This window comes from Anaerotruncus massiliensis (ex Togo et al. 2026) (assembly GCF_030825285.1).
Lineage (GTDB): Bacteria > Bacillota > Clostridia > Oscillospirales > Ruminococcaceae > Anaerotruncus > Anaerotruncus massiliensis.
In genome coordinates this window covers 18,711-44,426 of record NZ_JAPJQF010000018.1, presented here as the reverse complement: position 1 = coordinate 44,426, position 25,716 = coordinate 18,711, and the positions used below count along the sequence as shown (strand labels likewise).

At 64.4% G+C, this 25,716-nt stretch carries 30 protein-coding genes; 10 read left to right on the top strand and 20 right to left on the bottom strand.

Translation table 11 applies throughout. The features are described 5' to 3' along the window. Positions 1-20: 20 nt before the first annotated feature. The 3 genes from RCI06_RS07570 to RCI06_RS07560 are packed head-to-tail and all read right to left on the bottom strand — an operon-like array spanning position 21 to position 3,668. The gene (locus RCI06_RS07570) at positions 21-602 is read right to left on the bottom strand and encodes an indolepyruvate oxidoreductase subunit beta (protein ID WP_306575362.1); all 582 of its coding nucleotides are present in this window, start codon (positions 600-602) and stop codon (positions 21-23) included. Further along, positions 602-2,347, bottom strand: coding sequence for an indolepyruvate ferredoxin oxidoreductase subunit alpha (gene iorA, locus RCI06_RS07565; protein ID WP_101551390.1), 1,746 nt, complete (start codon positions 2,345-2,347; stop codon positions 602-604). Before iorA ends, RCI06_RS07570 begins: the two co-directional genes overlap by 1 nt. A 28-nt stretch (positions 2,348-2,375) precedes the next feature. Beyond that, positions 2,376-3,668, bottom strand: coding sequence for a phenylacetate--CoA ligase family protein (locus tag RCI06_RS07560; protein ID WP_302822921.1), 1,293 nt, complete (start codon positions 3,666-3,668; stop codon positions 2,376-2,378). A 339-nt stretch (positions 3,669-4,007) separates the two neighbouring features. Between RCI06_RS07560 and RCI06_RS07555 the strand changes: the two genes are divergently transcribed. The 8 genes from RCI06_RS07555 to RCI06_RS07520 all read left to right on the top strand — a co-directional run bounded on the left by RCI06_RS07555 (position 4,008) and on the right by RCI06_RS07520 (position 10,832). Continuing rightward, positions 4,008-5,450: an FAD-dependent oxidoreductase gene (locus RCI06_RS07555; protein WP_302822918.1), complete on the top strand. Its 1,443-nt coding sequence runs from the start codon at positions 4,008-4,010 to the stop codon at positions 5,448-5,450. Positions 5,451-5,554: 104 nt separating this feature from the next. Further along, positions 5,555-5,947 carry a spore cortex-lytic protein gene (locus tag RCI06_RS07550; protein WP_276871237.1) on the top strand — a complete coding sequence of 131 codons (393 nt, stop codon included), beginning with the start codon at positions 5,555-5,557 and terminating at the stop codon, positions 5,945-5,947. Between the two features lie 14 nt (positions 5,948-5,961). Beyond that, complete coding sequence (locus tag RCI06_RS07545; protein WP_101551395.1) at positions 5,962-7,188, top strand: peptidoglycan-binding protein; 1,227 nt, start codon at positions 5,962-5,964, stop codon at positions 7,186-7,188. After that, positions 7,188-7,721: a peptidoglycan-binding protein gene (locus RCI06_RS07540; protein WP_276871240.1), complete on the top strand. Its 534-nt coding sequence runs from the start codon at positions 7,188-7,190 to the stop codon at positions 7,719-7,721. The genes RCI06_RS07545 and RCI06_RS07540 overlap by 1 nt, the downstream gene beginning before the upstream one ends. Positions 7,722-8,167: 446 nt before the next feature. After that, the gene (locus RCI06_RS07535; RefSeq protein WP_101551399.1) at positions 8,168-9,043 is read left to right on the top strand and encodes a DUF5685 family protein; all 876 of its coding nucleotides are present in this window, start codon (positions 8,168-8,170) and stop codon (positions 9,041-9,043) included. Beyond that, complete coding sequence (locus RCI06_RS07530) at positions 9,040-9,651, top strand: J domain-containing protein (RefSeq protein WP_101551401.1); 612 nt, start codon at positions 9,040-9,042, stop codon at positions 9,649-9,651. Before RCI06_RS07535 ends, RCI06_RS07530 begins: the two co-directional genes overlap by 4 nt. A 69-nt stretch (positions 9,652-9,720) precedes the next feature. Next, positions 9,721-10,257 (top strand): hypothetical protein, encoded by a 537-nt coding sequence (locus tag RCI06_RS07525; RefSeq protein ID WP_256152358.1) that lies wholly within the window; start codon positions 9,721-9,723, stop codon positions 10,255-10,257. A 50-nt stretch (positions 10,258-10,307) separates the two neighbouring features. After that, positions 10,308-10,832, top strand: coding sequence for a hypothetical protein (locus RCI06_RS07520; RefSeq protein ID WP_101551406.1), 525 nt, complete (start codon positions 10,308-10,310; stop codon positions 10,830-10,832). 752 nt (positions 10,833-11,584) lie between these two features. On the opposite strand, the gene RCI06_RS07515 is transcribed toward RCI06_RS07520, so the two are convergent. From RCI06_RS07515 to RCI06_RS07450, 14 genes are all read right to left on the bottom strand, one after another. Continuing rightward, entirely contained in the window at positions 11,585-12,007 is a 423-nt protein-coding gene (locus RCI06_RS07515; RefSeq protein ID WP_101551408.1) for an EamA family transporter, read from the bottom strand. Between the two features lie 5 nt (positions 12,008-12,012). After that, positions 12,013-13,071, bottom strand: coding sequence for a tRNA 2-thiouridine(34) synthase MnmA (mnmA, locus tag RCI06_RS07510; protein WP_306575358.1), 1,059 nt, complete (start codon positions 13,069-13,071; stop codon positions 12,013-12,015). 192 nt (positions 13,072-13,263) lie between these two features. Further along, the gene (locus RCI06_RS07505; RefSeq protein ID WP_306575355.1) at positions 13,264-13,974 is read right to left on the bottom strand and encodes a hypothetical protein; all 711 of its coding nucleotides are present in this window, start codon (positions 13,972-13,974) and stop codon (positions 13,264-13,266) included. 130 nt (positions 13,975-14,104) lie between these two features. After that, positions 14,105-14,641 (bottom strand): ribosome hibernation-promoting factor, HPF/YfiA family, encoded by a 537-nt coding sequence (gene hpf / locus RCI06_RS07500; protein WP_101551415.1) that lies wholly within the window; start codon positions 14,639-14,641, stop codon positions 14,105-14,107. A 141-nt stretch (positions 14,642-14,782) separates the two neighbouring features. Further along, on the bottom strand, positions 14,783-15,619 hold the full coding sequence (locus RCI06_RS07495; protein ID WP_101551417.1) for a fumarate hydratase: 837 nt from the start codon (positions 15,617-15,619) through the stop codon (positions 14,783-14,785). Then, positions 15,619-16,770, bottom strand: coding sequence for an amidohydrolase (locus RCI06_RS07490; RefSeq protein WP_276871251.1), 1,152 nt, complete (start codon positions 16,768-16,770; stop codon positions 15,619-15,621). Before RCI06_RS07490 ends, RCI06_RS07495 begins: the two co-directional genes overlap by 1 nt. 65 nt (positions 16,771-16,835) lie before the next feature. Beyond that, entirely contained in the window at positions 16,836-17,348 is a 513-nt protein-coding gene (locus tag RCI06_RS07485) for a S1 RNA-binding domain-containing protein (protein ID WP_101551421.1), read from the bottom strand. A gap of 78 nt (positions 17,349-17,426) precedes the next feature. Beyond that, the gene (locus RCI06_RS07480) at positions 17,427-17,717 is read right to left on the bottom strand and encodes a hypothetical protein (protein WP_101551424.1); all 291 of its coding nucleotides are present in this window, start codon (positions 17,715-17,717) and stop codon (positions 17,427-17,429) included. Next, positions 17,714-18,265: a spore cortex biosynthesis protein YabQ gene (yabQ, locus tag RCI06_RS07475; protein ID WP_101551426.1), complete on the bottom strand. Its 552-nt coding sequence runs from the start codon at positions 18,263-18,265 to the stop codon at positions 17,714-17,716. Before yabQ ends, RCI06_RS07480 begins: the two co-directional genes overlap by 4 nt. 33 nt (positions 18,266-18,298) lie before the next feature. Then, positions 18,299-18,580, bottom strand: coding sequence for a YabP/YqfC family sporulation protein (locus RCI06_RS07470; RefSeq protein WP_101551428.1), 282 nt, complete (start codon positions 18,578-18,580; stop codon positions 18,299-18,301). 106 nt (positions 18,581-18,686) lie between these two features. After that, positions 18,687-18,929, bottom strand: a complete 243-nt coding sequence (locus RCI06_RS07465) for an RNA-binding S4 domain-containing protein (protein ID WP_101551431.1) — start codon at positions 18,927-18,929, stop codon at positions 18,687-18,689. A 66-nt stretch (positions 18,930-18,995) separates the two neighbouring features. Beyond that, on the bottom strand, positions 18,996-19,274 hold the full coding sequence (locus RCI06_RS07460; RefSeq protein ID WP_101551433.1) for an HU family DNA-binding protein: 279 nt from the start codon (positions 19,272-19,274) through the stop codon (positions 18,996-18,998). 66 nt (positions 19,275-19,340) lie between these two features. Continuing rightward, on the bottom strand, positions 19,341-20,159 hold the full coding sequence (gene mazG / locus RCI06_RS07455) for a nucleoside triphosphate pyrophosphohydrolase (RefSeq protein WP_306575353.1): 819 nt from the start codon (positions 20,157-20,159) through the stop codon (positions 19,341-19,343). 48 nt (positions 20,160-20,207) lie between these two features. Then, a complete protein-coding gene (locus tag RCI06_RS07450) occupies positions 20,208-21,950 on the bottom strand; it encodes a polysaccharide biosynthesis protein (protein ID WP_306575351.1) in 1,743 nt (580 codons plus the stop codon). A gap of 132 nt (positions 21,951-22,082) precedes the next feature. Here RCI06_RS07450 and RCI06_RS07445 point away from each other — a divergent pair, with 132 nt between their 5' ends. Further along, complete coding sequence (locus RCI06_RS07445) at positions 22,083-22,760, top strand: 5'-methylthioadenosine/adenosylhomocysteine nucleosidase (protein ID WP_101551437.1); 678 nt, start codon at positions 22,083-22,085, stop codon at positions 22,758-22,760. A 186-nt stretch (positions 22,761-22,946) separates the two neighbouring features. Here the strand turns inward: RCI06_RS07445 and RCI06_RS07440 are convergent, their stop codons facing one another. Both RCI06_RS07440 and RCI06_RS07435 read right to left on the bottom strand, forming a co-directional pair. Next, entirely contained in the window at positions 22,947-24,311 is a 1,365-nt protein-coding gene (locus tag RCI06_RS07440; protein ID WP_306575349.1) for an MATE family efflux transporter, read from the bottom strand. Positions 24,312-24,446: 135 nt separating this feature from the next. Further along, on the bottom strand, positions 24,447-24,626 hold the full coding sequence (locus tag RCI06_RS07435; RefSeq protein WP_306575347.1) for a hypothetical protein: 180 nt from the start codon (positions 24,624-24,626) through the stop codon (positions 24,447-24,449). A 120-nt stretch (positions 24,627-24,746) separates the two neighbouring features. On the opposite strand from RCI06_RS07435, the gene RCI06_RS07430 reads away from it, so the two are divergent. Next, on the top strand, positions 24,747-24,983 hold the full coding sequence (locus RCI06_RS07430) for a helix-turn-helix domain-containing protein (protein ID WP_101551444.1): 237 nt from the start codon (positions 24,747-24,749) through the stop codon (positions 24,981-24,983). Between the two features lie 280 nt (positions 24,984-25,263). Here the strand turns inward: RCI06_RS07430 and RCI06_RS07425 are convergent, their stop codons facing one another. Further along, entirely contained in the window at positions 25,264-25,701 is a 438-nt protein-coding gene (locus RCI06_RS07425; RefSeq protein ID WP_306575346.1) for a hypothetical protein, read from the bottom strand. Positions 25,702-25,716: the final 15 nt, after the last annotated feature.

Sequence of the window (25,716 nt, the reverse complement as noted above, 5' to 3'; positions counted from 1 at the left end):
TTCTGTCATTAAGATTGGGATCACGCGGTATGGTTCCGGCCGAGCGCGAACGCGCGGCGGTTGAGCTCCAGGAATTTCGCGGGCACGCAGGCCTCGAGCGACGCCTGCCACGCCTCCTCGGGGATGTCGAGCAGGGTGGAGAGCACCCCCATCAGCACGACGTTGACCGCCTTGGCGCTGCCGGCCTGTTCGGCCAGCGAGAGGGCGTCGATCGCCAGCAGGTTCGCGCCGGTGGCGGCGAGCTTTTCGAGGACGCCGTCGGGATATTGGGCCGCGCCGGTGATGACCGGCATCGGGTCGATGCGCTGGTCGTTGACGATGAGCCGTCCGCCCTCCTTCAGGTAGGGCAGCCAGCGGGCGGCCTCGAGCCGCTCAAAGGAGACGATCGCGTCGGCCTCCCCCTCGGAGACGATGGGGGAATAGACCTTGTCGCCGTAGCGCACATAGGTGACGACGGAACCGCCGCGCTGGCTCATGCCGTGCACCTCGGAGACCTTGACGTCGAACCCGCGCGAGAGCAGCACGTTGCCGAGCAGCTTGGAGGCGAGCAGCGAGCCCTGCCCGCCGACCCCCACGATCATGACGCTTTTTACGTTTGCCATCAGCCCTGCACCTCCGCGGAAGATTTCAGCGCGCCGAACGCGCACATTTTTTCACACAGCCCGCAGCCGACGCAGAGGGTCTGGTCGACGGTGACGTGGCCCTCCGCCGCGCTGATCGCGGGGCAGCCGATCCTCATGCAGGCCTTGCAGTTTTTGCACTTCTCCACGTCCACGGTGAGCGGCGGGTTGTGCTTCACATATTTGAGCAGCGCGCAGGGCCGCCGGGTGACGATCACCGACGGCTCGTCGGCGGCGAGCTCCTCCTTGATCACGGTCTCAAGCTCCTTCAGCTCGTTCGGGTCGACGACGCGCACCCGCCTGACGCCCGCCGCCTCGCAGATCTTCTCGATCGAAACCTGCGGGGTGGGCTGGTTTTTGAGCGTGAGGCCGGTCGTCGGGTTCTGCTGGTGGCCGGTCATGCCGGTGATCGAGTTGTCGAGCACGATCACCGTCGAGTTGCCGCGGTTATAGGTGATGTCGATGAGCCCGGTGATGCCCGAGTGCATGAAGGTGCTGTCGCCGATGACCGCGACGGATTTTTGGGCCGAGTCGCCGCCGCGCGCGGTGTTGAAGCCGTGCAGCCCGGAGATCGACGCGCCCATGCAGACGGTCGTGTCGAGCGCCCCGAGCGGGGGCAGCGCGCCGAGGGTGTAGCAGCCGATGTCGCCGCTGACCATCACGCCGAGCTTGTGCAGCGTGTAGAAGAGGCCGCGGTGAGGGCAGCCGGGGCAGAGCACGGGCGGGCGCACGGGCACCGCCTCGCCGAAGGAGAGCCCGCCGGGGACCTCCCCGCCGAACGCCTTGGCGACCATCCGCTGGGAATACTCCCCGCAGAGGCCGAGGCGGTCCTTGCCGCCGTCGACCCGCACGCCATTCGCGCGGCAGAAGGTCTCGATGACCGGGTCGTGCTCCTCGACCACGTAGAGGGTCTTCACCTTCGCGGCGAAATCCCGGATGAGCTTCGCGGGCAGCGGGTTCACAAGCCCGAGCTTGAGGACGCTCGCGGCGGGGAACGCCTCCTTCACATACTGGTAGCAGGTGCCCGAGGTGATGAAGCCGACCTCCGCGTCCCCCATCTCCACCCGGTTGAGCGGGGTGGTCTCGGCGAACTCCGCGAGCTTTTTCATCCGCTCCTCGACAAAGACATGCCGCCCGACCGCGTTGGCGGGCATCATGACATATTTTTTCGGGTTCTTCTCATACGCCTTCAGCGGGTATTCGGTGCGCTCCTTCGGCTCCACGATGCTCTGGGAGTGGGCGATGCGGGTGCAGGTGCGGAAGATGACCGGCGTGTCGAACGTCTCGGAGATCTCGTACGCCGCCGCCACGAGGTCGATGCAGTCCTTTGAATCGGCGGGCTCGACCATCGGCAGCTTGGCCGCGATCGCGTAGTGGCGGGAATCCTGCTCGTTCTGGGAGGAATGCATGCCCGGGTCGTCCGCCACGCCGATGACCATGCCGGCGTTCACGCCGGTGTAGGAGGCGGTAAAGAGCGGATCGGCCGCGACGTTGAGGCCCACGTGCTTCATCGCGCAGAAGGAGCGCGCGCCGCCGATGGCCGCGCCGAGCGTCGCCTCCATGGCGACCTTCTCGTTGGGGGCCCACTCGGCGTAAATCTCGTCGTACTCGCTCGCGTACTCGGAGATCTCGGTGGAGGGGGTGCCGGGATAGCTCGAGACGAACCGGCAGCCTGCCTCGAAGAGTCCTCTGGCAACCGCCTGGTTGCCAAGCATCAGCTGTTTCATATATGTACTCCTTTAATGAATTACTTATTCAGCGCAGGTCGACGACCCGCTTGGCCTTGCCCTGGAACCGCTCGATCGTCTTGGGCTGCACGAGGGTGACCTTCGCGTCGATGCCCAGAACGGTGCGCAGTTTGGCGTGGATCGTCTCCTGGAGCTTTTCGAGGTCGGACCACCGCTCGAGCAGCGAGCCGTCGATCAATTCGACCTTGACCTCGAGCGTGTCGGTGTAGCCCTCATGCCGCACATAGAGCATGTAGTGCGGGCTGATCTGGCTCATCGGCATGAGCACGCTCTCGATCTGGGAGGGGAACACGTTGACGCCCTTGACCTTGATCATGTCGTCGCTGCGGCCCATGATCTTGTCCATGCGGGCGGTCGTGCGGCCGCATCTGCAGGGGGCGTAGGTCACGCGGGAGAGGTCGCGGGTGCGGTAGCGCAGCAGAGGCAGCGCCTCCTTGGTCAGCGTCGTGATGACCAGCTCGCCGACCTCGCCCTCCGCCTTTTCCTCGAGGGTGTCGGGGTCGACCACCTCGGTGAAGAAGTGGTCCTCGTTGATATGTAAGCCGTCGCGGAATTCGCATTCGCCCGAGACCCCCGGGCCGATGAGCTCGCTCATGCCGTAGTTGTCGGTGGCGAAGAGTCCGAGCTTCTGCTCGATCTTCGCCCGCATCTCGGGGGTGCTGCCCTCCGAGCCGAAGAGGCCGATGCGCAGCTTGAAATCATCCGGCCCGTAGCCGAGCTCGGCGGCCAGCTCCCCGAGGTATAGCGCGTAGGTGGGGGTGGCGATCAGCGTCGTGGTGCCGAAATCCTTCATCAGCATGATCTGCTTTTCCGAATTGCCGGAGGAGGAGGGCACGACCGAGGCGCCCAGCCGCTCGAGGCCGTAGTGCAGGCCGAGCGCGCCGGTGAAGAGGCCGTAGCCGAAGCAGATCTGCGCGATGTCCTCGTCGTTCACGCCCGCGGCGGCGATGAGGCGCGCCATAATCTCGCTCCACATGTCGAGGTCGTTTTTCGTGTATCCGACGACGGTGGGCTTGCCGGTGGTGCCGCTCGACGCGTGGATGCGCACGACCTTTTTCTGCGGCACCGCGAAGAGGCCGAAGGGGTAGTTGTCGCGCAGGTCGTCCTTGGTCGTCGGCGGGATATACTTGATGTCGGAGAGGGCTTTGAATTTGTCGGGGTCGAACCCGACCGCGTCAAACCGATCGTGGTAGAGCTTCACGTTGTCGTAGCAGTATCGCACGATGTGCTTCATCCGCTCCAGCTGGAGCGCCTCGATCTGCTTTCGCGGCATCGTTTCGGCTTCCCGGTTGTAGATCATGATTACCTTCACTCCGTTTCCTTTTGCGGCGTCGCCGCCGGGCGCTTTAACGCATTTATCCGTTAAACCCTATTGCTTTATCATACTGCGATCCGCTTCCAAAATCAAGCCTTCCGCCATCTTTTTTTCACTTCTTTCCCCGCCGGGCGGACATTTTTCCCCAAAATGCCGCCCCGACGGCCGGGCCCCGGCGGTTTTCCCGCCAGCGGCGGGAAACTTTTTCCCCGGTGGGAATAATTTTCATGCGGCGGCCCACGCTAGGAATAAGAAGTCGAAGGAGCGTGGTCATATGGGAACAGTCGTCAAACGGGCGGTCCGCCGCGCGGGGGTGAAAAAGCCGTGAGCGAATCCATCTGGAGCAAAACCGCCGCGCTGCCGGAACGGCCGGCGCTCGCGGGCGGCCTCGACGTGGACGCGGCCGTCATCGGCGGCGGGATGGCGGGCGTGCTGGCCGCGCATTTCCTGAAGGCGGCGGGGCTGCGCACCGTGCTGCTGGAGGCCTCGCGCGTGGGCGGCGGGCAGACGAAAAACACCACCGCCAAGATCACCAGCCAGCACGGGCTGATCTACCACCGGCTGATCGAGCGGTCGGGGGAGGAGCCGGCGCGGCAGTACGCCGACGCCAACCAGCGCGCCGTCGCGGAATACCGGCGCATGGTCCGGGAGCTCGGGATCGACTGCGATTTCACCGAGGCCCCGGCGTACCTCTATTCCACCGCCGAGCGGGAGCCGCTGGCGCGGGAGTTCGAGGCGGCGAAAGCTCTCGGCATCGGCGCGGCCTACGGTTCCCAAACGGAGCTCCCCTTCCCCGTGGCCGCCGCCCTGCGCTTCGACGGGCAGGCGCGGTTCCATCCGCTCAGGTTCCTGCGCGCCGTCGCCGGGCCGCTCGAAATCTACGAAGGGACCCCCGTGCGCTCCGTGGAGGGCAACCGGATCTTCACCGACCGCGGCGAGGTGACGGCGGCAAAGATTGTGTTTGCCTGCCACTACCCCTTCCTGAACGCGCCCGGCTACTACTTCATGCGGATGCACCAGGAGCGCAGCTATGTCCTCGCGCTCAAAAACGCGTCCAAACTCACCGGGATGTACCTCGGCGTCGACGCGGACGGCCTCTCCTTCCGGCCGCAGGGGGACCTGCTGCTGCTCGGCGGCGGGAACCACCGCACCGGCGAAAACTCCGCGGGCGGGCAGTACCAAAGGCTGCGGGAAGCGGCGAAAACCTACTGGCCCGAGAGCGCCGAGGCGGCGGCATGGAGCGCCCAGGACTGCATGACGCTGGACGGGGTGCCCTATATCGGCCGGTACTCCGCCTCGACGCCCGACTGGTACGTGGCGACCGGCTTCCAAAAGTGGGGCATGACCTCCTCCATGGTGTCCGCCCTTTTGATCACCGGCCTGATCACAGAGGGGAAAAGCCCCTGGGAGCAGGCGTTCACGCCCCAGCGGTTCAACCCCTCCGCCTCCGCCAGGACGCTGATGCGGGACACCGCCCAGGCCGCGAAGGGGCTGGCGCGCAAATTCCTCACGCCGCCGCGGGAGGATATCGAGGCGCTGCCCCGCGGGCACGGGGGCGTGGTGGAGTACGACGGCGAAAAGGTCGGGGTCTATAAGGATGAAGCCGGCGAAGCGTTCATCGTATCGGTCCGCTGTCCCCATCTGGGCTGCCAGCTGGAGTGGAACCCGGACGAAAAGAGCTGGGACTGCCCCTGCCACGGCTCCCGGTTCGACTTCCGCGGCCGCCTCATCGACAACCCGGCGCAGGAGGGGCTGGAGGGGGAATGATCCCCCTCCGGCTTTTTTTGCTTCTTTCGCGCCCTTTCCTGACAAGGCGCGCCCCTCTCCTGCATAAGCTGTTGGTAAGAACTATCCAGCAAGGAGGGGTCCCATTGGATGAAAACGGCACAATCCGCGTCCGTGTTTTTACGGGCCGGGCACAGATTCCGCTGGAGGACGCCACGGTGGCGGTCACCCAAAAATCCCCGGACGGCAGGCACCGCCTGGTCGCCGTCCGCGTCACGGGGGAAAGCGGGGAGATCGACCCGGTCGCCATCCCCGCCCCCGCCGCGGCGGACAGCACCTCGCCGGGCGCCGCGGAAGCGCCCTTTTCCGTCTGCGACGTATGGGCGGAGCATCCGCTCTACGAGCTTTTGACGGTGGAGGACGTCCAGATTTTCGCGGGGGTCGAGACGCTCCAGGAGATGAAGCTGATCCCGCTTCCGGAGAATACGGCGCCCCGGGACGCGGCGGGCGAAGTGCGCGTCACCCCCCAAGACCTGTAAAGGAGGCTTTCCCCATGCCAATCACCGTCCTTCCCTATATCCCGGAGTATATCACCGTCCATCTCGGGACCCCCGGCTCCGGCGCGGAGAACGTCACCGTCTCCTTCCCCGACTACATCAAGAACGTGGCTTCCAGCGAGATCTATCCCACCTGGGAGCCCGCCGCCCTGCGCGCGAACATCCTGGCGCAGATCTCCTTCGCGCTCAACCGGGTCTACACGGAATACTATCCCAGCCGGGGCTACTCGTTCCACATCACGAACAGCACCGCCACCGACCAGAAATTCATCTACGGCCGGAACATCTTCGACAACATCGAGCAGATCGTCGACGACATCTTCAATACATACATCCGGCGGATCGGCTACGTGGAGCCGCTGGCCGCGAAATTCTGCAACGGCACAACCACCACCTGCGACGGGCTTTCCCAGTGGGGCAGCCAATACCTGGCGCAGGACGGTTACGACTCCATGCAAATCCTGCGAACCTATTACGGCGACGGCATCGAGCTGGTGCCCGACGCCCCCGTGCAGGGCGTGCGCGCCTCCTACCCCGGCTCCCCCCTGCGGCAGGGCTCCGCCGGCGAGGCCGTGGTGGTCGTCCAGACCTCCCTCAACCGCATCTCCCAGGACTACCCCGCCATCCCCAAGATCTGGCCGGTGGACGGAATTTTCGGCCCCGCCACGGAAAACGCCGTGAAGCGGTTCCAGAGCATCTTCAACCTGGCCGCCGACGGGGTGGTGGGCAGGGCCACCTGGTATAAGCTGGTGCTCCTCTACGTCGGCGTAAAGGACCTCGCCGAGCTCGTGAGCGAGGGGCAGACCTTCTATAACGTCTCCTTCCAGTATCCCGGCGAGTCGCGGGAGCGGTCCTCCGGCGACGGCGTCGTCGCCCTTCAGTTCATGCTCGCCGTCCTGTCCGAGTTTTACGACAACCTCCCCTTCCTCCCGGTGGACGGCGTCTTCGGCCCGAGAACCAGGCAGGCGGTCACGGCGTTCCAGCAGATGGCCGGCCTGCCGCAGACGGGCGTCGCCGATGAAACGACCTGGGACGCAATCTATGAGGCCTACGCGGGGGCGGCCTCCGCCATCCTCAGCGACGGGGTCCGCTTCCCCGCGGAGCTCTCCGACAGCGCCGCGCGGGAGGAGTTCGAGACCTACGCCCTCTCGACCCGCCTGACCCAGTTCCCCGGGTACCCGCTCTCCCTGGGCAGCCGGGACCGGAAAGGGGGCGCCGCCTGATGCTTCCGGAACGTTTTCTGCTCGGGCGTCCCGTCCGGAGCCTCCAAACCATGCTGCGCGCCATCTCGCTGTCCTACCCCTTCCTGCCCCGGCTCGTTCCCGACGGCATCTTCGAGGAGCGGACGGAGCTGGCGGTCGTCCTTTTCCAGCAGAACTTCGGCCTGCCGCCCACCGGCACGGTCGACAACGACACCTGGGACGCCATCGCGTCCGTCTACCGCGGCGTCGTCGCGCGCACGCGCCTGCCGCGGGGCGCGGACGTCTACCCCTCCCCCTCCTTCCGGGTGGAGCCGGGCGGGGAGACGCTGCATCTGCTGGTCGTCCAGTCGATGTTCAAATCCCTCTCCCACGTTTTGGATGAGGTGCAGGACGCGGAGGTCGACGGCCGGCACGCCGACGGCACCGCAGCCAACACCCTCTGGCTGCAAAGCAGGGGAAACCTGGAGGAGTCCGGGGCCTTCGACAGCCTCTCCTGGGACCTGCTCACCCGGCTTTACGCGATCTTCATCACCCGGAACCTGAGCGTCGAATGACCGCGGCGTTCTTTCCGCGGACAACTCAGGCCATCACAGGAAAAAGAGCGGCACGGGCGCACGCCCGCGCCGCTCTTTTTCGTCTGACCCGGCGCCTCCGGGCGGAAAACCGGTCCGCCCGGTGCGGACAGTCCTCCGCGCGGGTGCGTCCGGGCCCACGCTTTGCCGGCGCAAAAGCGGAGCCCGGGCACGGTTTACGCAAACAAGGCCTTTTTGAATCACAAATCCATAACGTTATTTCGTGGAATTCATAGTTTATTAAACAAATTCACGGCCTTTTCGTGTAAAATAAGAGAGTTCAGAAAGTTCTGTGAAAATTGCCGGAAAATCCGCGCCCCGGGCGCGGATCGCACGTTTTTTACAAGGATTCCCCGGTTTGCCCATCGCGGACAGGGTGAAAAAACCTGCCGTTCCGCGGAAAATCTTCACCCGATCGGGAGACACTAATGTTTGGTTACATTAAGCCCTTCAAAGGCATGCTGCGGGTCTGCGAGTACGAAACCTATAAGGCGGTCTACTGCGGACTCTGCAAACAGCTCGGCCGGGAGTACGGCCCCTTCGCCCGGCTGACCCTCAGCTACGACTTCACCTTCCTCGCGCTGCTCGACCTGTCCCTCTCGGGAGAACACCTCGCCTTCGCCCCCGGGCGCTGCATGCTCAACCCGCTCAGAAAAATCCCCTGCTGCCCCAGCTGCGGGCAGCTCGACTTTTCCTCGGGCGTCGCGATGATCATGCTCTATTACAAGGTGCTCGACAACTACCGCGACGGCGGCTTCGGCTCCCGGCTGGGCGCGGCGCTCGCCACGCCCTTCGCGCGGCACGCCTACAAAAAGGCGGCTGACCGCTTCCCCGGTGTGGCGCAGATCATCTACGAAACGATCAGCAAGCAGAGCGCGCTCGAGGACGAACAGTGCGACAGCGTCGACCGCGCCTGCGAGCCCTCCGCGCTCGCCCTCTCGGGCATCTGCGGCCTGCTCACCAACGACAGCACCCAGAAGCGGGTGCTCGAACGGTTCGGCTACCTGCTCGGGCGGTACGTCTATCTGGCCGACGCGCTCGACGACCTCGAGGAGGACGCCCGCCGCCACAGCTACAACCCCTTCCTGCTGCGGGAGAAGACGCCTTCCCCCACGCCCGAACAGCTCGCCGCCATCCGTGAAAACGCCAAGGGCTCCCTCTTTTTAACGATCGGGGAGATCATCAAGGCGTACGAGCTGATCGGCCTGCACGACTATAAGCCGATCCTGGACAACGTCATCCACCTCGGCCTGCGTGATACCGTCGAACGAATCTTGCTGCCAAAGGAGACTGAAAACCGATGACAGATCCGTATAAGGTCTTAGGGATCTCCCCCAACGCCACCGACGAACAGGTGAAGGCCGCATACCGGGAGCTTGCCAAAAAGTATCACCCGGACAACTATGCAAACAACCCCCTGTCCGACCTGGCCGAGGAGAAGATGCAGGAGATCAACCAGGCATACGACGCGATCGTCGCGCAGCGCCGGGCGGGCGGACAGTCCGGCGGCTATTCGGGCGGCGCCTATGCGCAGGGCGCTTCCCAGTTCGCGGACATCCGACGCATGATCAATTCCGGACGGCTGGCCGAGGCGCAGGAGCTCCTCGACGGCGTGGCCGCCGCCAGCCGCGACGCGGAGTGGTACTTCCTCAAGGGCAGCATCTACTATTCGCGCGGATGGCTCGACGACGCGCTCCAGAGCTTCCAGAAGGCCTGTCAGATGAACCCCCAGAACAGCGAGTATTCCGCCGCCTACAACCAGCTGCTCTGGCAGCGGCAGAACGGCCGTCCCCAGTACGGCGGCGGCTCCTACCAGACCGGCTCCGTCGGCGGGTGCAGCTGCTGCGACATCTGCGCCGCCATGTACTGCGCCAACTGCTGCATGGACTGCTGCGGCAACAGCTGCTTCTGAGCCGCCCGCCGTCCCTCGCGCTTTCCGGGCGCCGCAGGCCCGCATCAGAACCATCGGAGGCGTCCGTCTATGAAAAAAAGTACCCAGGTGGCGATCGGCGGCCTCTCCGCCGCCCTCTGCCTGCTGATGATGTTCATGACCGGCCTGATCCCCTTTTCCTCCTACGTCTTCCCCGCGATGGCCGGCATCGTCCTCATCGCCGTCGAGGAGGAGAACGGCACCAAGACCGCCATGCTTGTCTACGTTGCCGTCTCGGTGCTCGCCATGTTCATCGTCCCCGACCAGGAGGCCAAGGTCCTCTTCGTCATGCTGCTCGGCTATTACCCCATGCTCAAGTCCCGTCTCGAACGCGCCCCCCGGCCCATCGCCTATCTGCTCAAATTCCTGCTCTTCAACGGCGTCATCGTCGCCTTCTACTATGTGATGCTCTACGTCTTCGGCATCCCCGACATGCTCGAGGGCTGGGGCGACTTCGGGAAGTATACCATCGTCGTCGCCCTCGCCTTGGTCAACTTCACCCTCTTTATGTACGATTTTCTGCTCTCCCAGGTGCTGCGCATCTACCGCGGCTGGTTCCGCCCAAAGATCCTGCGCAAGATCACCTGACGGGCTTGATTCTTCCCCGCGCGGCGGGGATTTTTTCGAGGTGATTGCTTATGCTGCGACAGCGTTCCCGTCCCCATACCGCGCTTGTGCTGGTGCTCTCCATCCTCTGCGCCATCCTCATCGCGCTGGGGCTTTTCCTCTTCCTGCGCAACCTGAACGGCTCTTCCGGCGAAGTCAAAAGCGCCTTCCGGGTGGAGGGGCTCGACCCCGCCGCCCAGACGGGCACCCCGCCCGGCGCGCCCTGGAATGAGAAATCCCCCGGTGAAAACCTCTTCGGCTACCGCGTCAGCTCCACCGTCACCTTCCAGTCGGACGGTACGGGCGGCGGGCTCAACGTGCAGAACCCCGCGTTCAACGAATACCTTATGGTCGTCGAGCTGACCGCGGACGGGGACGAGAGCGTCCTCTACCGCTCCCAGTACATCGCCCCCAACCAGTACATATCCAAGGTCGACCTCCGTGAGCCGCTCGCCCCGGGCGAGCACGAGGGCACCGTCTATCTCAGCGCGGTCGACCCCAAGACCCTCGACGTCGTCGGGGTGCTCGAAAATCCCATCCTCATCAAAGTGAAGTGAGAAATAAAAGGAACCGGCCGCAGGGCCGGTTCCTTTTTGGATATTCCGCCCCCCTGGGCGGCGGGGGCTTTCTTGGGTTTGCCGCTCGGGAAGCGGCGGAGCTTGCCGCGCTGCGCCCGGCGGGGCTTTTTCGGGAATTGCCGCTTTTCAAGCGGCAAGAATTACGAGCGCGTTCCGCCGCGCGCCACGGGTTCCTTTTCGGACGGACGAAAAGGAACCAAAAGTCCGCCTAAGGGGGCTCCACCGCCCCCTTAGGAATCCCCTGGAGACGCCTTGCCAGTACCCGCCGGTTACCGTCACTCCCCGCAGGTACACCAGTTGAGGGCTCAATTCAGGTTGCGGACGCTCCCAACCGCCGTATCTCCCCGGGTGCGCCTGTAAGAGCGTTCCTGAGGCTCTTGGGAAGAGGCGTTGCGCCTGCGGCGCGGCGGCTGACGGGCTGCTGTAGACTGGTACTTCGATCCGTCATACGGGGACGCGACTTTCTGGGCCAAAGGCCCATTTGTCGCGGCCTGGGGGTCAAGGATTTGGCCGTAGGCCAACCTTATAGAGAATCCGGCCCGCAGGGCCGGGTCCGCGCAGCGGACTCAAGCCGGGGTCGCGGGGCGGAGCGCCCGCGAGCGGCCGTCGCGCGTAGCGCGCTCCGGGCGCAGCCCGGGAAGGCCGCCCAAGCCCCCTGCGGCTTCTTTCCCCCATTTCTTGTCCGTACAAGAAATGGGGCCGCCCGCCGGGGCGGGACCCGGCAACTACACCTATCGGCGGTTGAGGAAGAACAGCCCGGCTACGCAGAGCACGATACCGATCAGCTGGTTGTGGGAGAGCTTCTCGCTGAAAAAGAGCAGCCCCACAAAGAGCAGGATGACGGCGAGCGCAATGTTGGCGACGAGGGAACAGACGCTGATGTTCCAGCCCGCACGGTAGGCGTAGATATAGCCGAGCTCCAGCCCGACGATCGACGCGCCAAGCGCGGCGCTCGTCCAGTTGATCGAGCGGAAGGCGGCCGCCGAATCCCCCTGCGCGGTCACGAGCAGCATCCCGAAGGAGACCGCGCCCGCGGTCAGGTAAGTGATCACGAGCGCGGCGAACGGGTTTGCGCCCGCCGGCATCGTCTTGGTAAAGAGGTTGTAGAGCACGTTGGAGGCCACGATCATGACGATCGGGACGAGTAGGTTCATCGATGTCACTCCTTATCCTGTCCTGCCGCGCGGATGGTCGCGCCGCCCACCACGCGTTCCCCGTCGTAAAAGACCACGGCCTGTCCCGGCGTGATCGCGCGCTGCGGGGAATCGAACCGCACCCGCACCTCCCCCTCCCCGAGGGGATAGACGGTGGCCGGGGCGGGGATGTGCGCGTAGCGGATTTTGGCCCGCACCGAAAGCGGCCCACCGAGCGCGCCGCCCGAAATGAGCCGCAGCCCGTCCGCGAACAGCGTGTCGCGGAAGACCGCCGACTCGTCCGACAGGGTGACGGTGTTGTGCTCCGGATCAAGGCGGCTCACATAACGGTGGGTCCCGAAGGCAATCCCAAGCCCCTTGCGCTGCCCGATCGTATAGTGCAGCACCCCCCGGTGCCGTCCGATCACGTTGCCCGCGTCGTCGAGGTAATCCCCCTCCTCGGGGGTCTTTCCGGTGTGCCGGGCGATGAAGGAGACATAGTCGCCGTCCGGCACGAAGCAGATGTCCTGGCTGTCCGATTTGGACTGCACCGGCAGTCCCGCTTTCGCGGCCAGCGCGCGCACCTCGCTCTTGTCGTAACGGTCGAGCGGCAGCAGCAGCATCGAAAGCTGGCGCTGGTTCAGGTGGTAGAGCACGTAGGACTGGTCCTTGCGGGGCTGGGCGCTGCGCCACAGCTGATAGCGGCCCGACGCCTCGTCGAACCGCACCGCCGCATAGTGCCCCGTCGAGATGCGGCCGTACCCGAGGCGCTCGGCGTCCCGCGCGAACGCGCCGAACTTGACGCTCCGGTTGCAGGCGATGCAGGGGTTTGGCGTCTCGCCGCGCAGGTAGCCGTCCGCGAAGCAGTCGAGCACCCGCTCGGAAAAGAGGGCGCGGTAATCGAAGACGTAATGCGGGATGCCGAGCTTTTCGCAGACCGCCTTCGCGTCGGAGACGTTTTGCTCGGGGCAGCCGTCGAAGAGCTCGAACGTCGCGCCGCCCACCTCATAGCCCCGCTCCTTCAGGAGCAGCGCCGCCACCGAGCTGTCCACGCCGCCGCTCATGGCGACCAGCACCTTTTCCATTTTTACGCGCCTCCCTTCAACGCAACAGGCGAAGCCTCGCTTCGCGCGGCTCCGCCTGTTTACCGCACATATGAGTCCGTTCTTTCGGTATGCCCCCCAGGGGCCCCCCTCCGAATCTCCAGATCTTTTCATATGTGGCATGTCTATATTATACACGCTGTATTGCCAATGCGCAAGGGGGTTTTTAAATGTTTACAGACCGTAAACCCGCGCAAACATCGCTGAAAAGTCGGTATTCCGGAAGGGCGCGGGTCCGCCGCCCAGCAGGCGGTATCCGAACCAGGACACCGCTCCCGCGGCGATCAGCACCCCCACGATGATCAGCAGCTTGACCACGATGCCCGGGCCCGCCTTCGGCTTGTCCGCGCCCCTGCGGGGAATCTCCCGCGCGGGGGGCGCGGAGGGCGTTTCCCCGGCGGGGTCGGTTCCGGGGATCCGCGCGGCCGGCTCCGGACGGTAGACGAAATAGGGCGCCTCCGACGGCCCGGCCGGGTCGTCCACCGGCTCGAAGCCCGCGGGCGCGGCGTACCTCCCGCTTGCCGGGGGGCCGTCCGCGCCGAAGAGGGGGCCGCCGTACCCGCCGGGGGCCGGCTCCTCCGGCAGGGAAACCCGGAAATGGGGCGGCGCGAGGTCGTCCTCCAGGTCCTCCTGCGGAAAGGCCCCGGGCGCGAGGGGAGGCTCCCCCGGCGCGGCCGTGGGCGGGAGGGCGAAGTCGGGCGCCCGCTCCCCCGGCGCTGCGGCGTACCAGTCCGCCGCAGCGTCCGGCTCGTCCGGTTCCCGGACGAGGAAGGGCGGGGTCAGCTCCTCATAGTGGTCGTGGAAGTCGCTGACGATCCGTTCGCCGCAGTAGGGGCAGTATTTGAAATCGCTTTTGACGTTGTTTCCGCATTTTTTGCAGAGCATCCGCGCACCTCCGCCCGTGAAATTACCTTTATCCTATCACAAATGCCCGGCGGTTACAAGAAATTCCCGCCGAAAAGCCGGTCCCCCACGCGGGGAGCGTGGGGGACCGGCCTGTGGGAGTGCTGTATCGTCAGCCGACCGTCGGCTCGAGAATCCCGTAAGTTCCATTGTGGCGTTTGTAGACCACGTTGATCTCGTTCGTCTCCGCGTTGAGGAAGACGAAGAACTCGTGCCCGACCATGTTCATCTGGAGGATCGCTTCCTCCACGTCCATCGGGCGCAGCGCGAACCGTTTGACGCGCTTGACGGCATACTCCGGGGCCTCCGACTCCTGCTCCTCGCCCACCTCGACGTTCGCCGCGTCGAACGCGGTGTCCCGCAGGCGCTTGCCGAGCTTGTTCTTGTTCTTCACGATCTGGCGGAAGAGGGAGTCCACCACGGCCTCCAGGGAGTCAAAGCGGTCGGAGGTGGTTTTCTCCGCGCGATAGAACATACCCCGCGACTGGATGGTGACCTCGACGGTCTCGCGGTCGCCCTCGTTGGTCACCGTGACGATCGCATTCGCGCTGTCGTCAAAGAACCGGTCCAGCTTGGCGAGTTTCCGGTCGATCCTTTCCTTGAAAGAGTCGCGAACAGAGGTTTTCCGTGCTGTGATGGTGATGTTCATAAATTCAACCCCTTTGTTTTATAGCAAAACAGGCAAGCCTGCTTTTAACATTTTACCCAATTATCCTACCTTTATTATACAGGACATTGGGCGAATTTACAAGGGGTATCGGAGGGTTCGTGGAAAATTAACAAACAGGACTCAAATCGTCCGGCAGGCGTGCCGCGTCACATGGCAGCCCATGTTCACCGCCAGCGGCAGGCTCGCAATGTGGGTCGCCCCCGCCTCAATGTTGACCGCCAGCGCCGTCACCCGGCCCCCGAAGCCCTGCGGCCCGATGCCCGTGCGGTTGATCCCCTCGAGCATCCGTTCCTCGAGCGAGGCGTAGAGCGGATCGGGATTGCGCACGGCCGTGTCCCGGCAGAGGGCGCGTTTCGCGAGCAGCGCGCACCCCTCGAAGTTGCCGCCGACGCCGACGCCGACCACGACCGGCGGGCAGGGGTTGCTCCCCGCCGCCTCCACCGCCCGCACGACCGCGTCGATCAGGTCCTGTTCGGAGGCCGCCGGGGTCATCATGCGGATGGAGCTCATGTTCTCGCTGCCCGCCCCCTTGGGCGCGACGGTGAGGGTGAGCCTGTCCCCCGGCACCAGCCGCAGGTGCAGCACGGCGGGGGTGTTGTCGCCGGTGTTTTGCCGGCGCAGCGGGTCTCCGACCACCGAGCAGCGCAGCAGCCCCTCGGTGTAGCCCCGGCGCACCCCCTCGTTGACGGCCTCCTCCAGGCCCGGCACATGCGCGTCCTCCCCGAGCTCGGCAAAGACGACCGCCATGCCGGTGTCCTGGCAGACGGGGATCGAGAGCGCCTCGGCCGTCTCATAGTTGCGCACGATGTCGGAGAGCACCTCCCGCCCGAGCGGCGACTCCTCCGCCCGGCAGGCCCCGCACAGCCGCTCCTTGAGGTCGGCCGGAAGCATCCGGTTGGCCTCGATGCAGAGCGCCTTCACCGCCTCGACGACGGCCTCCCGTGGAATCTCCCGCATCAGCGCACCCTCCTTCCGTCGACGAAGACCGCGAACGGCTTTCGGTGGGTCTCCAGCGGCTCCTCCTCATAGAGCAGAACGTCCGCGTCCCGTCCCGGCGCGAGCGCGCCCACGCGGCCCTCCAGCCCGCAGATCTCCGCCGCCGTGGAGGTGACCGCCCGCAGCGCCGCGCCGGGGTCCATGCCGTTCTGGGCCGCGACCTGCGCGCTTAAAAGCAGGAAGCGGCAGGGCAGCTCGGGGTGGTCGGTCGCGACCGCGACCTTCACCCCCGCGCGGTCGAGCGCGCCCGCGCCGCCGTCGTCGGCGTTTTTGAGCTCCGGCTTGGAACGCGCGCCGAGCAGCGGCCCGGCGATGACCGCCGCGCCCTCCCGGGCCAGCAGGTCGGCCACGAGGTGCCCCTCGGTGCCGTGGACGATCACGTAGGGAAAGCCGAACTCCTTCGCGATGCGGATGGCGGTGAAGATGTCGTCGGCGCGGTGGGCGTGGATATGCGCCTTGATCTCCCCGCGCAGGAGCGGCAGCAGCGCCTCGCACTTCGCGTCGTACTCGGGCTCGTCGAAGTCGTCGTCCGCGGCCGCCCGCTCGAGCTGCTCGCCGTACTTCTTCGCCTTCGCGAGCTGCTCGCGGATGGCCGCCGCGATCCCCATGCGGGTGGCGGGGCCCTGCTGCTTCTCGTGGTAGCTCGTCTTGGGGTTCTCCCCCATCGCCATCTTGACCGCCAGCGGCGCGGCGAGGAGCATATCGTCCACCCGGCGGCCGCAGGTCTTCATCGCGCACATCTGCCCCGCGATCGGGTTGGCGCTGCCGGGACCGGTCACGACGGTCGTGACCCCCCAGTCGAGTGCCTCGGTGAACGCCCGGTCGAGCGGGTTCACCCCGTCCAGGCCGCGCAGCTGCGGCGTGACCGGGTCGGTGTCCTCGTTGCCGTCGTCCCCCTCGAAGCCGAGCCCGTCCTCCCACATGCCGATGTGGCAGTGGGCGTCGACCAGCCCGGGCAGCGCGACCGCGCCCGCCGCGTCGAACCGCTCCGCGTCCCGCGGCGCGCGCTCCATCGGGCCGACCGAGACGATCTTTCCGCCGTCCATGTGGATGTATCCGTGTTCAAATCTTTCGCCCGCCATCGTGCGGACGTCCGCGTTGACGATTACCATGCCCGTCCTCCTGTTTTCCGCTTCTCTTTTCAAAAGGAAAAGGGCGCCGCGGCGCCCTTTTGGAATCATTTGGGTGAATTTCTGCTCCGCGCCGTCCCGCGCTTCATGTCGGTATATTTCTTGAGGTCGGACATCTTGTCCTCGCTCTTCTGCTTGAACTTGCTCATCATGTCCTCGAAGGACATGTTCTCGCTCGTGATGTCCTGCCGCCGGTCGAACCCGTAGGAGACCTCGCGGGGCGGCCTGCGCTGATAGGGCGGGCGCGCCGGACGGTCGCCGGGCGCGCCGGGGCCTCCCTGGCGGAAGGGGCGCGGCGTGTTGGGACGCTCAGCCGCAGCCGGGGCGGGCGCCACCTGTTTGATCGACAGGCTGACCTTACCCTCGGGGGTGATCCCGATGACCTTGACCTTGACCATCTGGCCCATCGACAGGTAATCGGAAATTTCCTTGACATAGGAGGACGCCACTTCCGAAATATGTACCATTCCGGTCTTGCCGCCCGGCAGTTCGATGAACGCGCCGAACTTTGTGATGCCGGTGACCTTGCCCTCCAGAATACTCCCTACCTCAAGCTGCATAAATGTTACGCTGCCTCCTTAACGATCTTGTGTTTTATCGAGAAGCCCTTCCGGCTCCAGACACGCCAAAAGGCGGGCTTACGTGCCCGCTGTGTCACGGAATACGCGCTCGTCCGCCACACCCATATCGAGCTTGTCGCGCGCGATACGGGCCATAAAATCCCGGTCGTCCCCCAAGGCGATCTGCCGCTCGACCTCCTTGTTTGCAACGACCTGGTCTTCCAGCTGCGCGTTTACGCTAGTAAGCAGGCTGCGTTTGGAGGAGATCTCCATCTGCAGCGTGATCAGGCTTACCACGACGTAAGCGGCGAAGGCGAAGATACAAAACCGGATAAACAGGCTCTTCTTTTTTCCACGTACACTTTTCATGAACCGGGTTGCTCCTGTTCCTTCACGTTTTTCTTCTGTCCGTCCCACTGAAGTCGCTTTTTTAAATTATACAATAAATGACTGTGCTTTTTCAAGGGTATCCTCGAATTTTTCGCTTTATTTTTTATACATTTTGCCGATTGCTTCATGATTTTCGCCAAAAAGCCCCGAATCTTTTCTAACAGGCGCAGGACCGGCGCCACAAAGACCCGGTAAATCAGCCCAAAAAGCCACCGGATGGCCGCGATGATCCCCTTGGCCGCGCCGATGAGCAGCGCGCCGAGGGTGCAGTGGTAGAGGGAAAACCCCACCAGCTCCCCGATCAGGAAAAAGGCGCGCAGCTGCCCGTTGCCCGTTGTGAGCAGGAAAGCGAACGTCGCGCCCGCCGCGGCAAGCGAAAAAAGGATGTCCTCCAGCAGGACGGCCAGGGAGGGATGCCGGAAGGCGATGCGCAGAATCCGGAAGACGTCGTAGCACACCCCGAGCGCCGCGCCCAACGCGACGGACAGTAAAAAGAGCCACGTCTGCCCCGCGACCGTGATCTCCATCGGCTTCCCCCCGTCCTTCCATTCTACCTTCCGTCAGCGGAATAATTTGCCGAAAAAACCGCCCCGCGCCGGGTGGTTATCCGCATAGGACAGCCCGTCGATCCGTGCGGCCTCGAGGTTCAGATCCCCCGTCTCCACGTCGATCCGGCTGATGTGCAGCCCCTCGCCGCGGATCGCCAGCTCCCCCGTTTCGCAGTAGACGACCACCGTCTGCTCGTCGAAGCTGTCCACGTCGGTCACTCCCGTCACCGTCAGCCTCCTGCGGTCCTCCATGATGATGTTGTGCGGCCCCAGATTCCTCTTTTCCTCGACCACCCGCGTCCGCCTCCCCCGTCAATTGATCTCTAATACCTATGAGGGGGCGCGCCAAAATATGAACGGGCCGCCGGAGGGAATCCTCCGGCGGCCCGTGCGCCGATCCTCAGTCGATAACCTTGTAGCCCTCGGCGGCGGTGTCCTTGGTGGCGTATTCGCTCACCTTGAGCACCTGCACCCGCAGGGGCTTCTGGCCGAGGTTCAGCTCGACGACGTCCCCCTCCTTCACGTCGTAGGAGGCGCGTGCCACCTTGCCGTTGACCGTCACCCGCCCCGCGTCGCACGCCTCGTTGGCCACGGTGCGCCGCTTGATGAGCCGGGTGATTTTGAGGTATTTATCCAGTCGCATATGCTTCCTCCAGATGCAAAAACCTGCCGCATCTTGCGACGCGGCAGGCCTTTTGGTGAAACGGTCTTACTTGCCGGAGACAGCGTCCTTGAGCGCCTTGCCGGCCTTGAAGGAGGGAACCGTCGCCGCGGCGATCGTGATCTCCTCTTTGGTGATCGGATTGATGCCCTTGCGCTCGTTGCGGGTCTTGGTCTCAAAGGTTCCAAAACCGACCAGAGCAACCTTCTCGCCGGCCTTCAGCGCGTCGGTGATCGCGTCGACAACCGCGCCGACGGCCTTCTCGCTGTCCTTCTTGGAAAGTCCAGATTTCTCCGCAACCGCGGTGATGAGCTCTGCTTTTGTCATTTTGAATGCCCTCCGTAAATAAAATTAAACATTGTTATATCTTCAGACAGCAACTGCCTGGGATAATCAGTCGTTTGGCTTGGCGGCGTTCCGTTTCTTGGCCTGCTTCCACAGCTCGTCCAGCTTTTCGATGCCGGCCGTCTTCATGTCCACGCCCCGCTCCCGCGCAAGCGCCTCCACCTGCTCGAACCGGTCGATAAACTTTTCGCACGCCTGCCCGAGGCTCTGCTCCGCGTCCACATGGGTGAACCGGGACACGTTGACCGCCGCGAAGAGCACGTCCCCCAATTCCTCGTCGATGTGCGCCGCGTCCCCTTCGGAAATCGCTTCCCGCAGTTCCGCGACCTCGCTTTCAAGGTCCCGCAGCGCCCCGCCGGTATCCGGGTAGTCGAACCCGACCTTCGCCGCGCGGTGCTGCACCTTTTCGCTGCGCATGAGCGCCGGAAGCGCCGCGCTCACGCTCCTGAGCGTCTCGGCCGCCGTCTTCTGGCCCTTGGTCCGCTCCTTGATGCGGTCCCAGTTGACGAGCACCTCGCCGCTGTCCGCGACCTTCGTCTCGCCGAACACATGGGGATGGCGGACGATCAGCTTTTTGCAGATGCCGTCGCACACGTCGCCGAAATCGAAACGGCCCGCCTCCTCCTCCATGCGCGCGTGGAACGCCACCTGGAGAAGCACGTCCCCCAGCTCCTCCTGAAGGAGCACCGGGTCGTCGTTGTCGATCGCCTCGCAGACCTCATAGGTCTCCTCGATGAAGTTCCTGCGGATCGAGTGGTGGTCCTGCTCGCGGTCCCACGGGCAACCGCCCTCTCCGCGGAGCAGGGACATGATCGTAATCAGGTCCCCCACGTCGTATTTCTGCTTGCGCTCAAACTGCACCGGCATGCCCGCCGCGCCCCCTTTACAGGCCCATTTGGGGCTGCTTTTAGTATTCTACCCTAAAAGGGAGCGCTTTTCAAGTAGCTTTGCAAACTTTTCGCCGCCCGGCACCATTAATATGTCCTCTTTGGTGACGGTTTTAGTCAATAAGACGACAAAAACATAAATTACGACGCCGATCGACACGCCGCCCACCGCCGCGAGCTGACTGCCGCAAACCCGCTCCAGCAGGCCGTTTGCGGCCCATGCCCCGACCGCGCAGCAGACCGCCGCGAAAAACGGCTTCCCGAAGACCGGCCCCACCGGGATGCGCACCCCGGTAGAATTTACCAGCACCCCGAAGCTCACGAAAAGCACGAACGCGTAGCAGACGAGCGTTCCGACGGGCGCAGCCTGGATGTTGAGCCGGGGCACCGCCACGAGCAGGAAGTTGAGCACGAGCTTAAGCCCGCCGCCTGCCAGCAGCAGCTTGACCGGCAGGTCGGCGCGCCCGACCGCCTGCAAAATCGCGTTGACCGGCAGCGAGAGCGCCACAAAGATCGCGCTCAGCCCCATCAGGTGGAGCGCCGGGGAGATGACCGCCGACTCCATCGGCTTGGAGAAGAAGAGCAGCCGCAACACCGGGCCGGCCATCGCGCAGATGCCCAGCCCCGCCGGCATCGCGATGAGGGAGGCCAGCCGCAGCGCGGACGCGACGTTGCGCTCCAGCGCCCGCCGGTCGCGCACCGCCCACGCCGCCGACACGGCGGGCAGCAGGCTCACGCCGATCGTCGTGGTGAGCGAGGGCACCAGGTTATAGACCGGCACCGCCAGCCCCGAATAACAGCCGTAGAGGTAGGAGGCGAGCATCTCCCGACCCACCCCGCCCGGGATGTGCCCCTCGTAGATGCCCTCGATCACGCCCGGATGCCGGGTGATCGCGTGGCCCAGGCGGTTCATCACCGAGATGAGGTCGATGAAGGAGGTGAGGTTGGTGATGAGCGAGGCGACGCACACCGGCACCGCGATCGCGACCAGCCGTTTGAGCAGCGCGCGGGACGGGGCCGCGGGCGGCGACGCCTTCCACTGCTCGGGGGTGATCGCGCCGCGCCCGAGCCTGTGGCGCGCGGCCATGTAGACCGCGCCGCAGAGGGTGCTGACCGTCACGCCGAGGATCGCGCCCGCCGCCGCGTAGGGCAGCACCGCAATCTGCGCCTCCTGCGCCGAGGCGCAGGGCGCGCCGAACACCGTCCCCTCCAGGGCGAACTGCCGCAGGCCCGCCACCGTCACGCCGTAGGAGAGCGCCAGCCCAAACGCGAGCTTCGCGACCGCCTCGACGATCTGCGAGACGGCGGTGGGGGCCATGTCCTGCATCCCCTGCCAGTAACCGCGCAGCGCCGCCATCAGGCAGCCGAAGAAAAGCGCCGGGGAGAGCATCCGCACCGCCCACACCGAGCCCGGGTTCTGCACCCGGGCGGAAAACCACCCCGCGCCGAAAAACATGAGCAGGCTTCCCGCCGCGCCGACCGCGAGGAAGGCCGCCCCCGCCACCCGCAGGAGCTTGCGCGCGTCGCGCGCGCGCCCGCAGGCCATGCTCTCGCTGACGAGCTTGGAGACCGCCACCGGCACGCCCGACACAAAAAGGGCGTAGAGCGGATAGTAGAGCTCGTAGGCGACGTTGAAGTAGCTCATGCCCACGCCGCCGAGGATGTTGGTGAGCGGGATCTTGAAAAGCGCGCCGATCAGTTTGACGACCACCGTCCCGGCCGCCAGCACCATCGTCCCATACAGATAGCCGTGCCTGTGGCGCTGCTCCATTCCCACACCCCCGTCCCGAATTAATACACCTATATTACCACAGCGGGCCGTTTATTACTATACCGCGGTTGCATTCCCCCGCCCTTTCGGGTAGAATGGGAGCATCTGAACCGTTTGGAGGACTTGATTTTTATGGTTACGATCGGCGTCATCTGCGCGATGGACAGCGAATTCGACCTCATCCGCGAGGCCCTCTCCCACGGGGAAATCCAAACCGCGGGCCGCTGTGAATTCCTTTCGGCCGAGCGCGCGGGCAAACGGGTCGTCGCCGCCACCTGCGGCGTCGGCAAGGTCAACGCCGCCGTCTGCGCGCAGATGCTCATCTCCCGCTTCGGCGCGGACTATGTGATCAACAGCGGCGTCGCCGGCGCGCTCTCGGACAGGCTGCGCATCCTCGACCTCGTTGCGGCGCGCACCGTCTTTTACCACGACCTCGAGGAACGCCTGCTGCAAAAATATTTTCCCCACTGCTCCCGCTTTCCCGCCGACGAGCGGCTCGTCTCCCTCGTGGAGGAGCTCGCCGCCGGACAGGGGGTCCGCTGCGTGCCCGGAGAGATCGTCTCGGGCGAGCAGTTTGTCACCGATTCCGCCGTCAAGGAGCGGATCGCCCGCGAAACCCGCGCCGACGCCATCGAGATGGAGGGCGCGGCGGTCGGCCACGCCTGCTACCTGAGCGGGGTGCCCTTCGCCGTCGTGCGGTGCATCTCGGACGGCGCCGACGACAGCGGCGGCATGGACTACGACACCTTCGTCGGGCACGCCGCCCGGCGCTGCGCCAAAATCACCCTCGGCCTCATCGACCGCATCTGAGCGCGGCGGGAGACGCGGGCGGCGGAACCCGCGCATCCGCGCGGGGACGCGTTCGCGGAACGCGTCCGCCCGGCCGCGGGCCGGGCGTTCCGCCGCCGGGCGCGCCTCCCGCACCGCGTGAAAAAAAGCCGCCTCTGACGAGGCGGCTTTTCCGTTTGCGAAAACGGGTACGCGGGAGCGGGGCGGCTACGCCTCGTCCGCGAGGGTCGCGATGTGGTTGTGGTAGACATAGCGGTACATGAAAAGCGCGATCGTCACCGACACGTACTCCGAGACGGGGAACGCGGCCCACACGGCGTCGAGGCCGACGAACCGCGCCATCAGCCAAGCCACCGGCAGCAGCACCGCGAGCTGGCGCGCGACCGACATGGTCAGGCTGAGCACGCCGTTGCCCATCGCCTGGAAGACCGAGGAGAGCACGATGCCGACCCCCGCGCCCAAAAAGCTGATGCTGATGATCCGCAGGGCGGGCACGCCGATGGAAAGCAGTGCGTCGGACGCCTTGAAAAGGCGGAGCAGGGGCACCGGGAAGAGCTGGAAGATCAGCAGGCCGAGCGCCATGATGCTCAGCGCGTAGACGAGCGCCAGGCGGATCGAAGCGGTGATCCGGGTGCGCTTGCGCGCGCCGTAGTTGTAGGCCACGATCGGCACGAGGCCGTTGGTGAGCCCGAAGATCGGCATGAAGACGAAGCTCTGGAGCTTGAAGTAGACCCCGAACACGGCGACCGCCGTCTCCGAAAAGGCGATGAGGATCTTGTTCATGCCGATGGTCATGACCGTGCCGATCGACTGCATGACGATCGACGGCACGCCCACCTTGTAAATTTCCCCGATGATGCGGCCGTTCGGACGGAAATGCCGGAAATCCATGTGGACTTCCTTATTTTTCTTCGCGTTGAACCACAGCCCCATCAGCATCGCCACGATCTGCCCGATGACGGTGGCGATCGCCGCGCCCTTGACTCCCAGCCTCGGGAACCCGAAGAGGCCGAAGATCATGATCGGGTCAAGGATGATGTTGATGATCGCGCCGGTCGCCTGGGTGATCATGTTGTAGATCGTGATGCCCGTGGCCTGCAAGATCCGCTCGCAGGCGAACTGCATGAAGCAGCCGAACGAAAAGACGGTGCAGACCGTCAGGTAGTCGGTGCCCATCGAGATGATCTCGGGGTTGTCGGTGAAGGCGCGGAAAAACGCCTCCGAAAACAACCCCCCGAAGATGGCGAAGACCAGCCAGTTGCAGAGGGAGAGCAGGATGCCGTTCTCCGCCGCCGCGTTCGCGTCGTCGAAGCGGCGCTCCCCGAGCCTGCGGGAGAGCAGCGAGTTGATGCCGATGCCGGTGCCGATGCCCACCGCAATGATGAGGTTCTGCACCGGGAAGGCCAGCGACACCGCCGTGAGCGCATTCTCCCCGATCTGCGCCACGAAGATGCTGTCCACGATGTTGTAAAGCGCCTGGATCAGCATCGAGATCATGATCGGCAGGGACATCGTCACCAGCAGCTTGCCCACCGGCATGGTGCCCATGCGGTTTTCTTTTCTCTCTTCCATTGGACCCTTCCTTTTTCTTTTCTCTCTTTTTCGTCCACATTCGTGTCTATTAGATAAATAGATAGTATAGCATATCCCGGACGATACATCAACCCCGAAATGCAAGAAGCTGTGACGGAAAAAAGGAAGCGGGCACTAATCCGTGCCCGCTTCCTTTTTTTCCTCGGCCGCCAAAAACATCTCTTCCACCGCGGCCTGCGCCGCCTTGACGCGGTAACCGATCTCCGACGCCTGCGTCGCCATGCCCGACGCAAGGGCTTTGATGTCCGTCATCTCGTTGAACAGCCTCAGATACATTTCCTTGTAAACGTCCATCCTTTTCTCCTTTATTGTCTGAAATATAATTTTTATTAGTTAATACCTAATATGCATTATATATCACTTGATAATAATTTTCAAGAGGTCTTGGTAAACTTTATATGGGGGGAATCCAATATGAAGTTTGAATATCGGGATGAGTATATAAAGCTGGGTTTAAAAGTTTCCTACTATCGGCGGCTGCGCGGTTTGTCTCAAGAACAGTTGGCTGAGAGGATCGGAAAGAATCCATCGTATATCGGCCAGGTTGAGGCACCGAATATCGCACAAGCCATTTCTTTGGATTTGCTGTTCGATATCGCAAAGACATTGGGCGTGCCCGCGTATAAGTTCCTCGACTTCGAGGACGACTAGCGGCGGGCTTTTCCGGCCGCGCCGGCACGGGCCTTCTTCGCGAGGCCGGCTGGTTTCGCGCGGTGGGGGATTCTCAAGGGGGCGAGCTTTGCGCCCCCATCTTCTTCAAGCGAGCCCCCTTGAGCACCCTTCTTTCCCCTATTTCTTGGGTGGGCAAGAAATAGGGCCGCCCGCCGGGGCGGGACCCGGCATGCCCTCCCTGCCTCCGGGAGGAAGACCTGCAAGCGCAATCAAAAAGGCGGAGATTCTAAACGAATCTCCGCCTTTTTTCATGGTTTTCTTATTCCGCGGGGGTATCCCCGGCGGGCGCCTCCGGCGCTTCCGGGGCCTCGGCCGCCTCCGGCTCGATGGGCGCCTGCTCCTTGAGGGAAGCGCCGCACCGCTGGCAGTAGAGCGCGTCGAGCGGGTTCTCCTTCATGCACTCGGGGCAGCGCAGCACCCGCTTCATCTCGTCGAGCCGGCCGTTGAGCTCGTCGAGCTCCGCGAGCTGGGAGGAGATCTCCTCGACGCACATGTTGATGAGCTCCTCGTTTTCCGCGCCCGATTTCCGGAGCTCGTAGATGATCTCCCCGAGCTTCAGGTAGTTCGCGTCGATGTCGTTTTTGAGCTGCGCGGCCTGCACGCGGACCTTCGTCTGCTCCGCGACCTCCTGCGCCTTGCTCCCGGCCGCGCTCGCCAAATCCTTCGCCTTGATGATCAGGTTATCAATGGTTCCCATATCAGCATGACCTCC

Coding starts and splice junctions, on each gene's coding strand:
- RCI06_RS07490 (WP_276871251.1), bottom strand. CDS start 16,770: ATGGTAATCGTCAACGCGGACGTCCGCACGATGGCGGGCGAAAGATTT.
- RCI06_RS07505 (WP_306575355.1), bottom strand. CDS start 13,974: ATGCTCTGCAAAAAATGCGGAAACAACGTCAAAAGCGATTTCAAATAC.
- mnmA (WP_306575358.1), bottom strand. CDS start 13,071: ATGGAAAAGGTGCTGGTCGCCATGAGCGGCGGCGTGGACAGCTCGGTG.
- RCI06_RS07435 (WP_306575347.1), bottom strand. CDS start 24,626: ATGGACGTTTACAAGGAAATGTATCTGAGGCTGTTCAACGAGATGACG.
- RCI06_RS07535 (WP_101551399.1), top strand. CDS start 8,168: ATGTTTGGTTACATTAAGCCCTTCAAAGGCATGCTGCGGGTCTGCGAG.
- RCI06_RS07545 (WP_101551395.1), top strand. CDS start 5,962: ATGCCAATCACCGTCCTTCCCTATATCCCGGAGTATATCACCGTCCAT.
- RCI06_RS07540 (WP_276871240.1), top strand. CDS start 7,188: ATGCTTCCGGAACGTTTTCTGCTCGGGCGTCCCGTCCGGAGCCTCCAA.
- RCI06_RS07495 (WP_101551417.1), bottom strand. CDS start 15,619: ATGCGGGAGATTCCACGGGAGGCCGTCGTCGAGGCGGTGAAGGCGCTC.
- RCI06_RS07515 (WP_101551408.1), bottom strand. CDS start 12,007: ATGAACCTACTCGTCCCGATCGTCATGATCGTGGCCTCCAACGTGCTC.
- RCI06_RS07445 (WP_101551437.1), top strand. CDS start 22,083: ATGGTTACGATCGGCGTCATCTGCGCGATGGACAGCGAATTCGACCTC.
- RCI06_RS07570 (WP_306575362.1), bottom strand. CDS start 602: ATGGCAAACGTAAAAAGCGTCATGATCGTGGGGGTCGGCGGGCAGGGC.
- RCI06_RS07560 (WP_302822921.1), bottom strand. CDS start 3,668: ATGATCTACAACCGGGAAGCCGAAACGATGCCGCGAAAGCAGATCGAG.
- RCI06_RS07430 (WP_101551444.1), top strand. CDS start 24,747: ATGAAGTTTGAATATCGGGATGAGTATATAAAGCTGGGTTTAAAAGTT.
- RCI06_RS07465 (WP_101551431.1), bottom strand. CDS start 18,929: ATGCGACTGGATAAATACCTCAAAATCACCCGGCTCATCAAGCGGCGC.
- RCI06_RS07440 (WP_306575349.1), bottom strand. CDS start 24,311: ATGGAAGAGAGAAAAGAAAACCGCATGGGCACCATGCCGGTGGGCAAG.
- hpf (WP_101551415.1), bottom strand. CDS start 14,641: ATGAACATCACCATCACAGCACGGAAAACCTCTGTTCGCGACTCTTTC.
- RCI06_RS07530 (WP_101551401.1), top strand. CDS start 9,040: ATGACAGATCCGTATAAGGTCTTAGGGATCTCCCCCAACGCCACCGAC.
- RCI06_RS07425 (WP_306575346.1), bottom strand. CDS start 25,701: ATGGGAACCATTGATAACCTGATCATCAAGGCGAAGGATTTGGCGAGC.
- RCI06_RS07450 (WP_306575351.1), bottom strand. CDS start 21,950: ATGGAGCAGCGCCACAGGCACGGCTATCTGTATGGGACGATGGTGCTG.
- yabQ (WP_101551426.1), bottom strand. CDS start 18,265: ATGGAGATCACGGTCGCGGGGCAGACGTGGCTCTTTTTACTGTCCGTC.
- RCI06_RS07525 (WP_256152358.1), top strand. CDS start 9,721: ATGAAAAAAAGTACCCAGGTGGCGATCGGCGGCCTCTCCGCCGCCCTC.
- RCI06_RS07460 (WP_101551433.1), bottom strand. CDS start 19,274: ATGACAAAAGCAGAGCTCATCACCGCGGTTGCGGAGAAATCTGGACTT.
- RCI06_RS07480 (WP_101551424.1), bottom strand. CDS start 17,717: ATGAAAAGTGTACGTGGAAAAAAGAAGAGCCTGTTTATCCGGTTTTGT.
- RCI06_RS07485 (WP_101551421.1), bottom strand. CDS start 17,348: ATGCAGCTTGAGGTAGGGAGTATTCTGGAGGGCAAGGTCACCGGCATC.
- mazG (WP_306575353.1), bottom strand. CDS start 20,159: ATGCCGGTGCAGTTTGAGCGCAAGCAGAAATACGACGTGGGGGACCTG.
- RCI06_RS07520 (WP_101551406.1), top strand. CDS start 10,308: ATGCTGCGACAGCGTTCCCGTCCCCATACCGCGCTTGTGCTGGTGCTC.
- iorA (WP_101551390.1), bottom strand. CDS start 2,347: ATGAAACAGCTGATGCTTGGCAACCAGGCGGTTGCCAGAGGACTCTTC.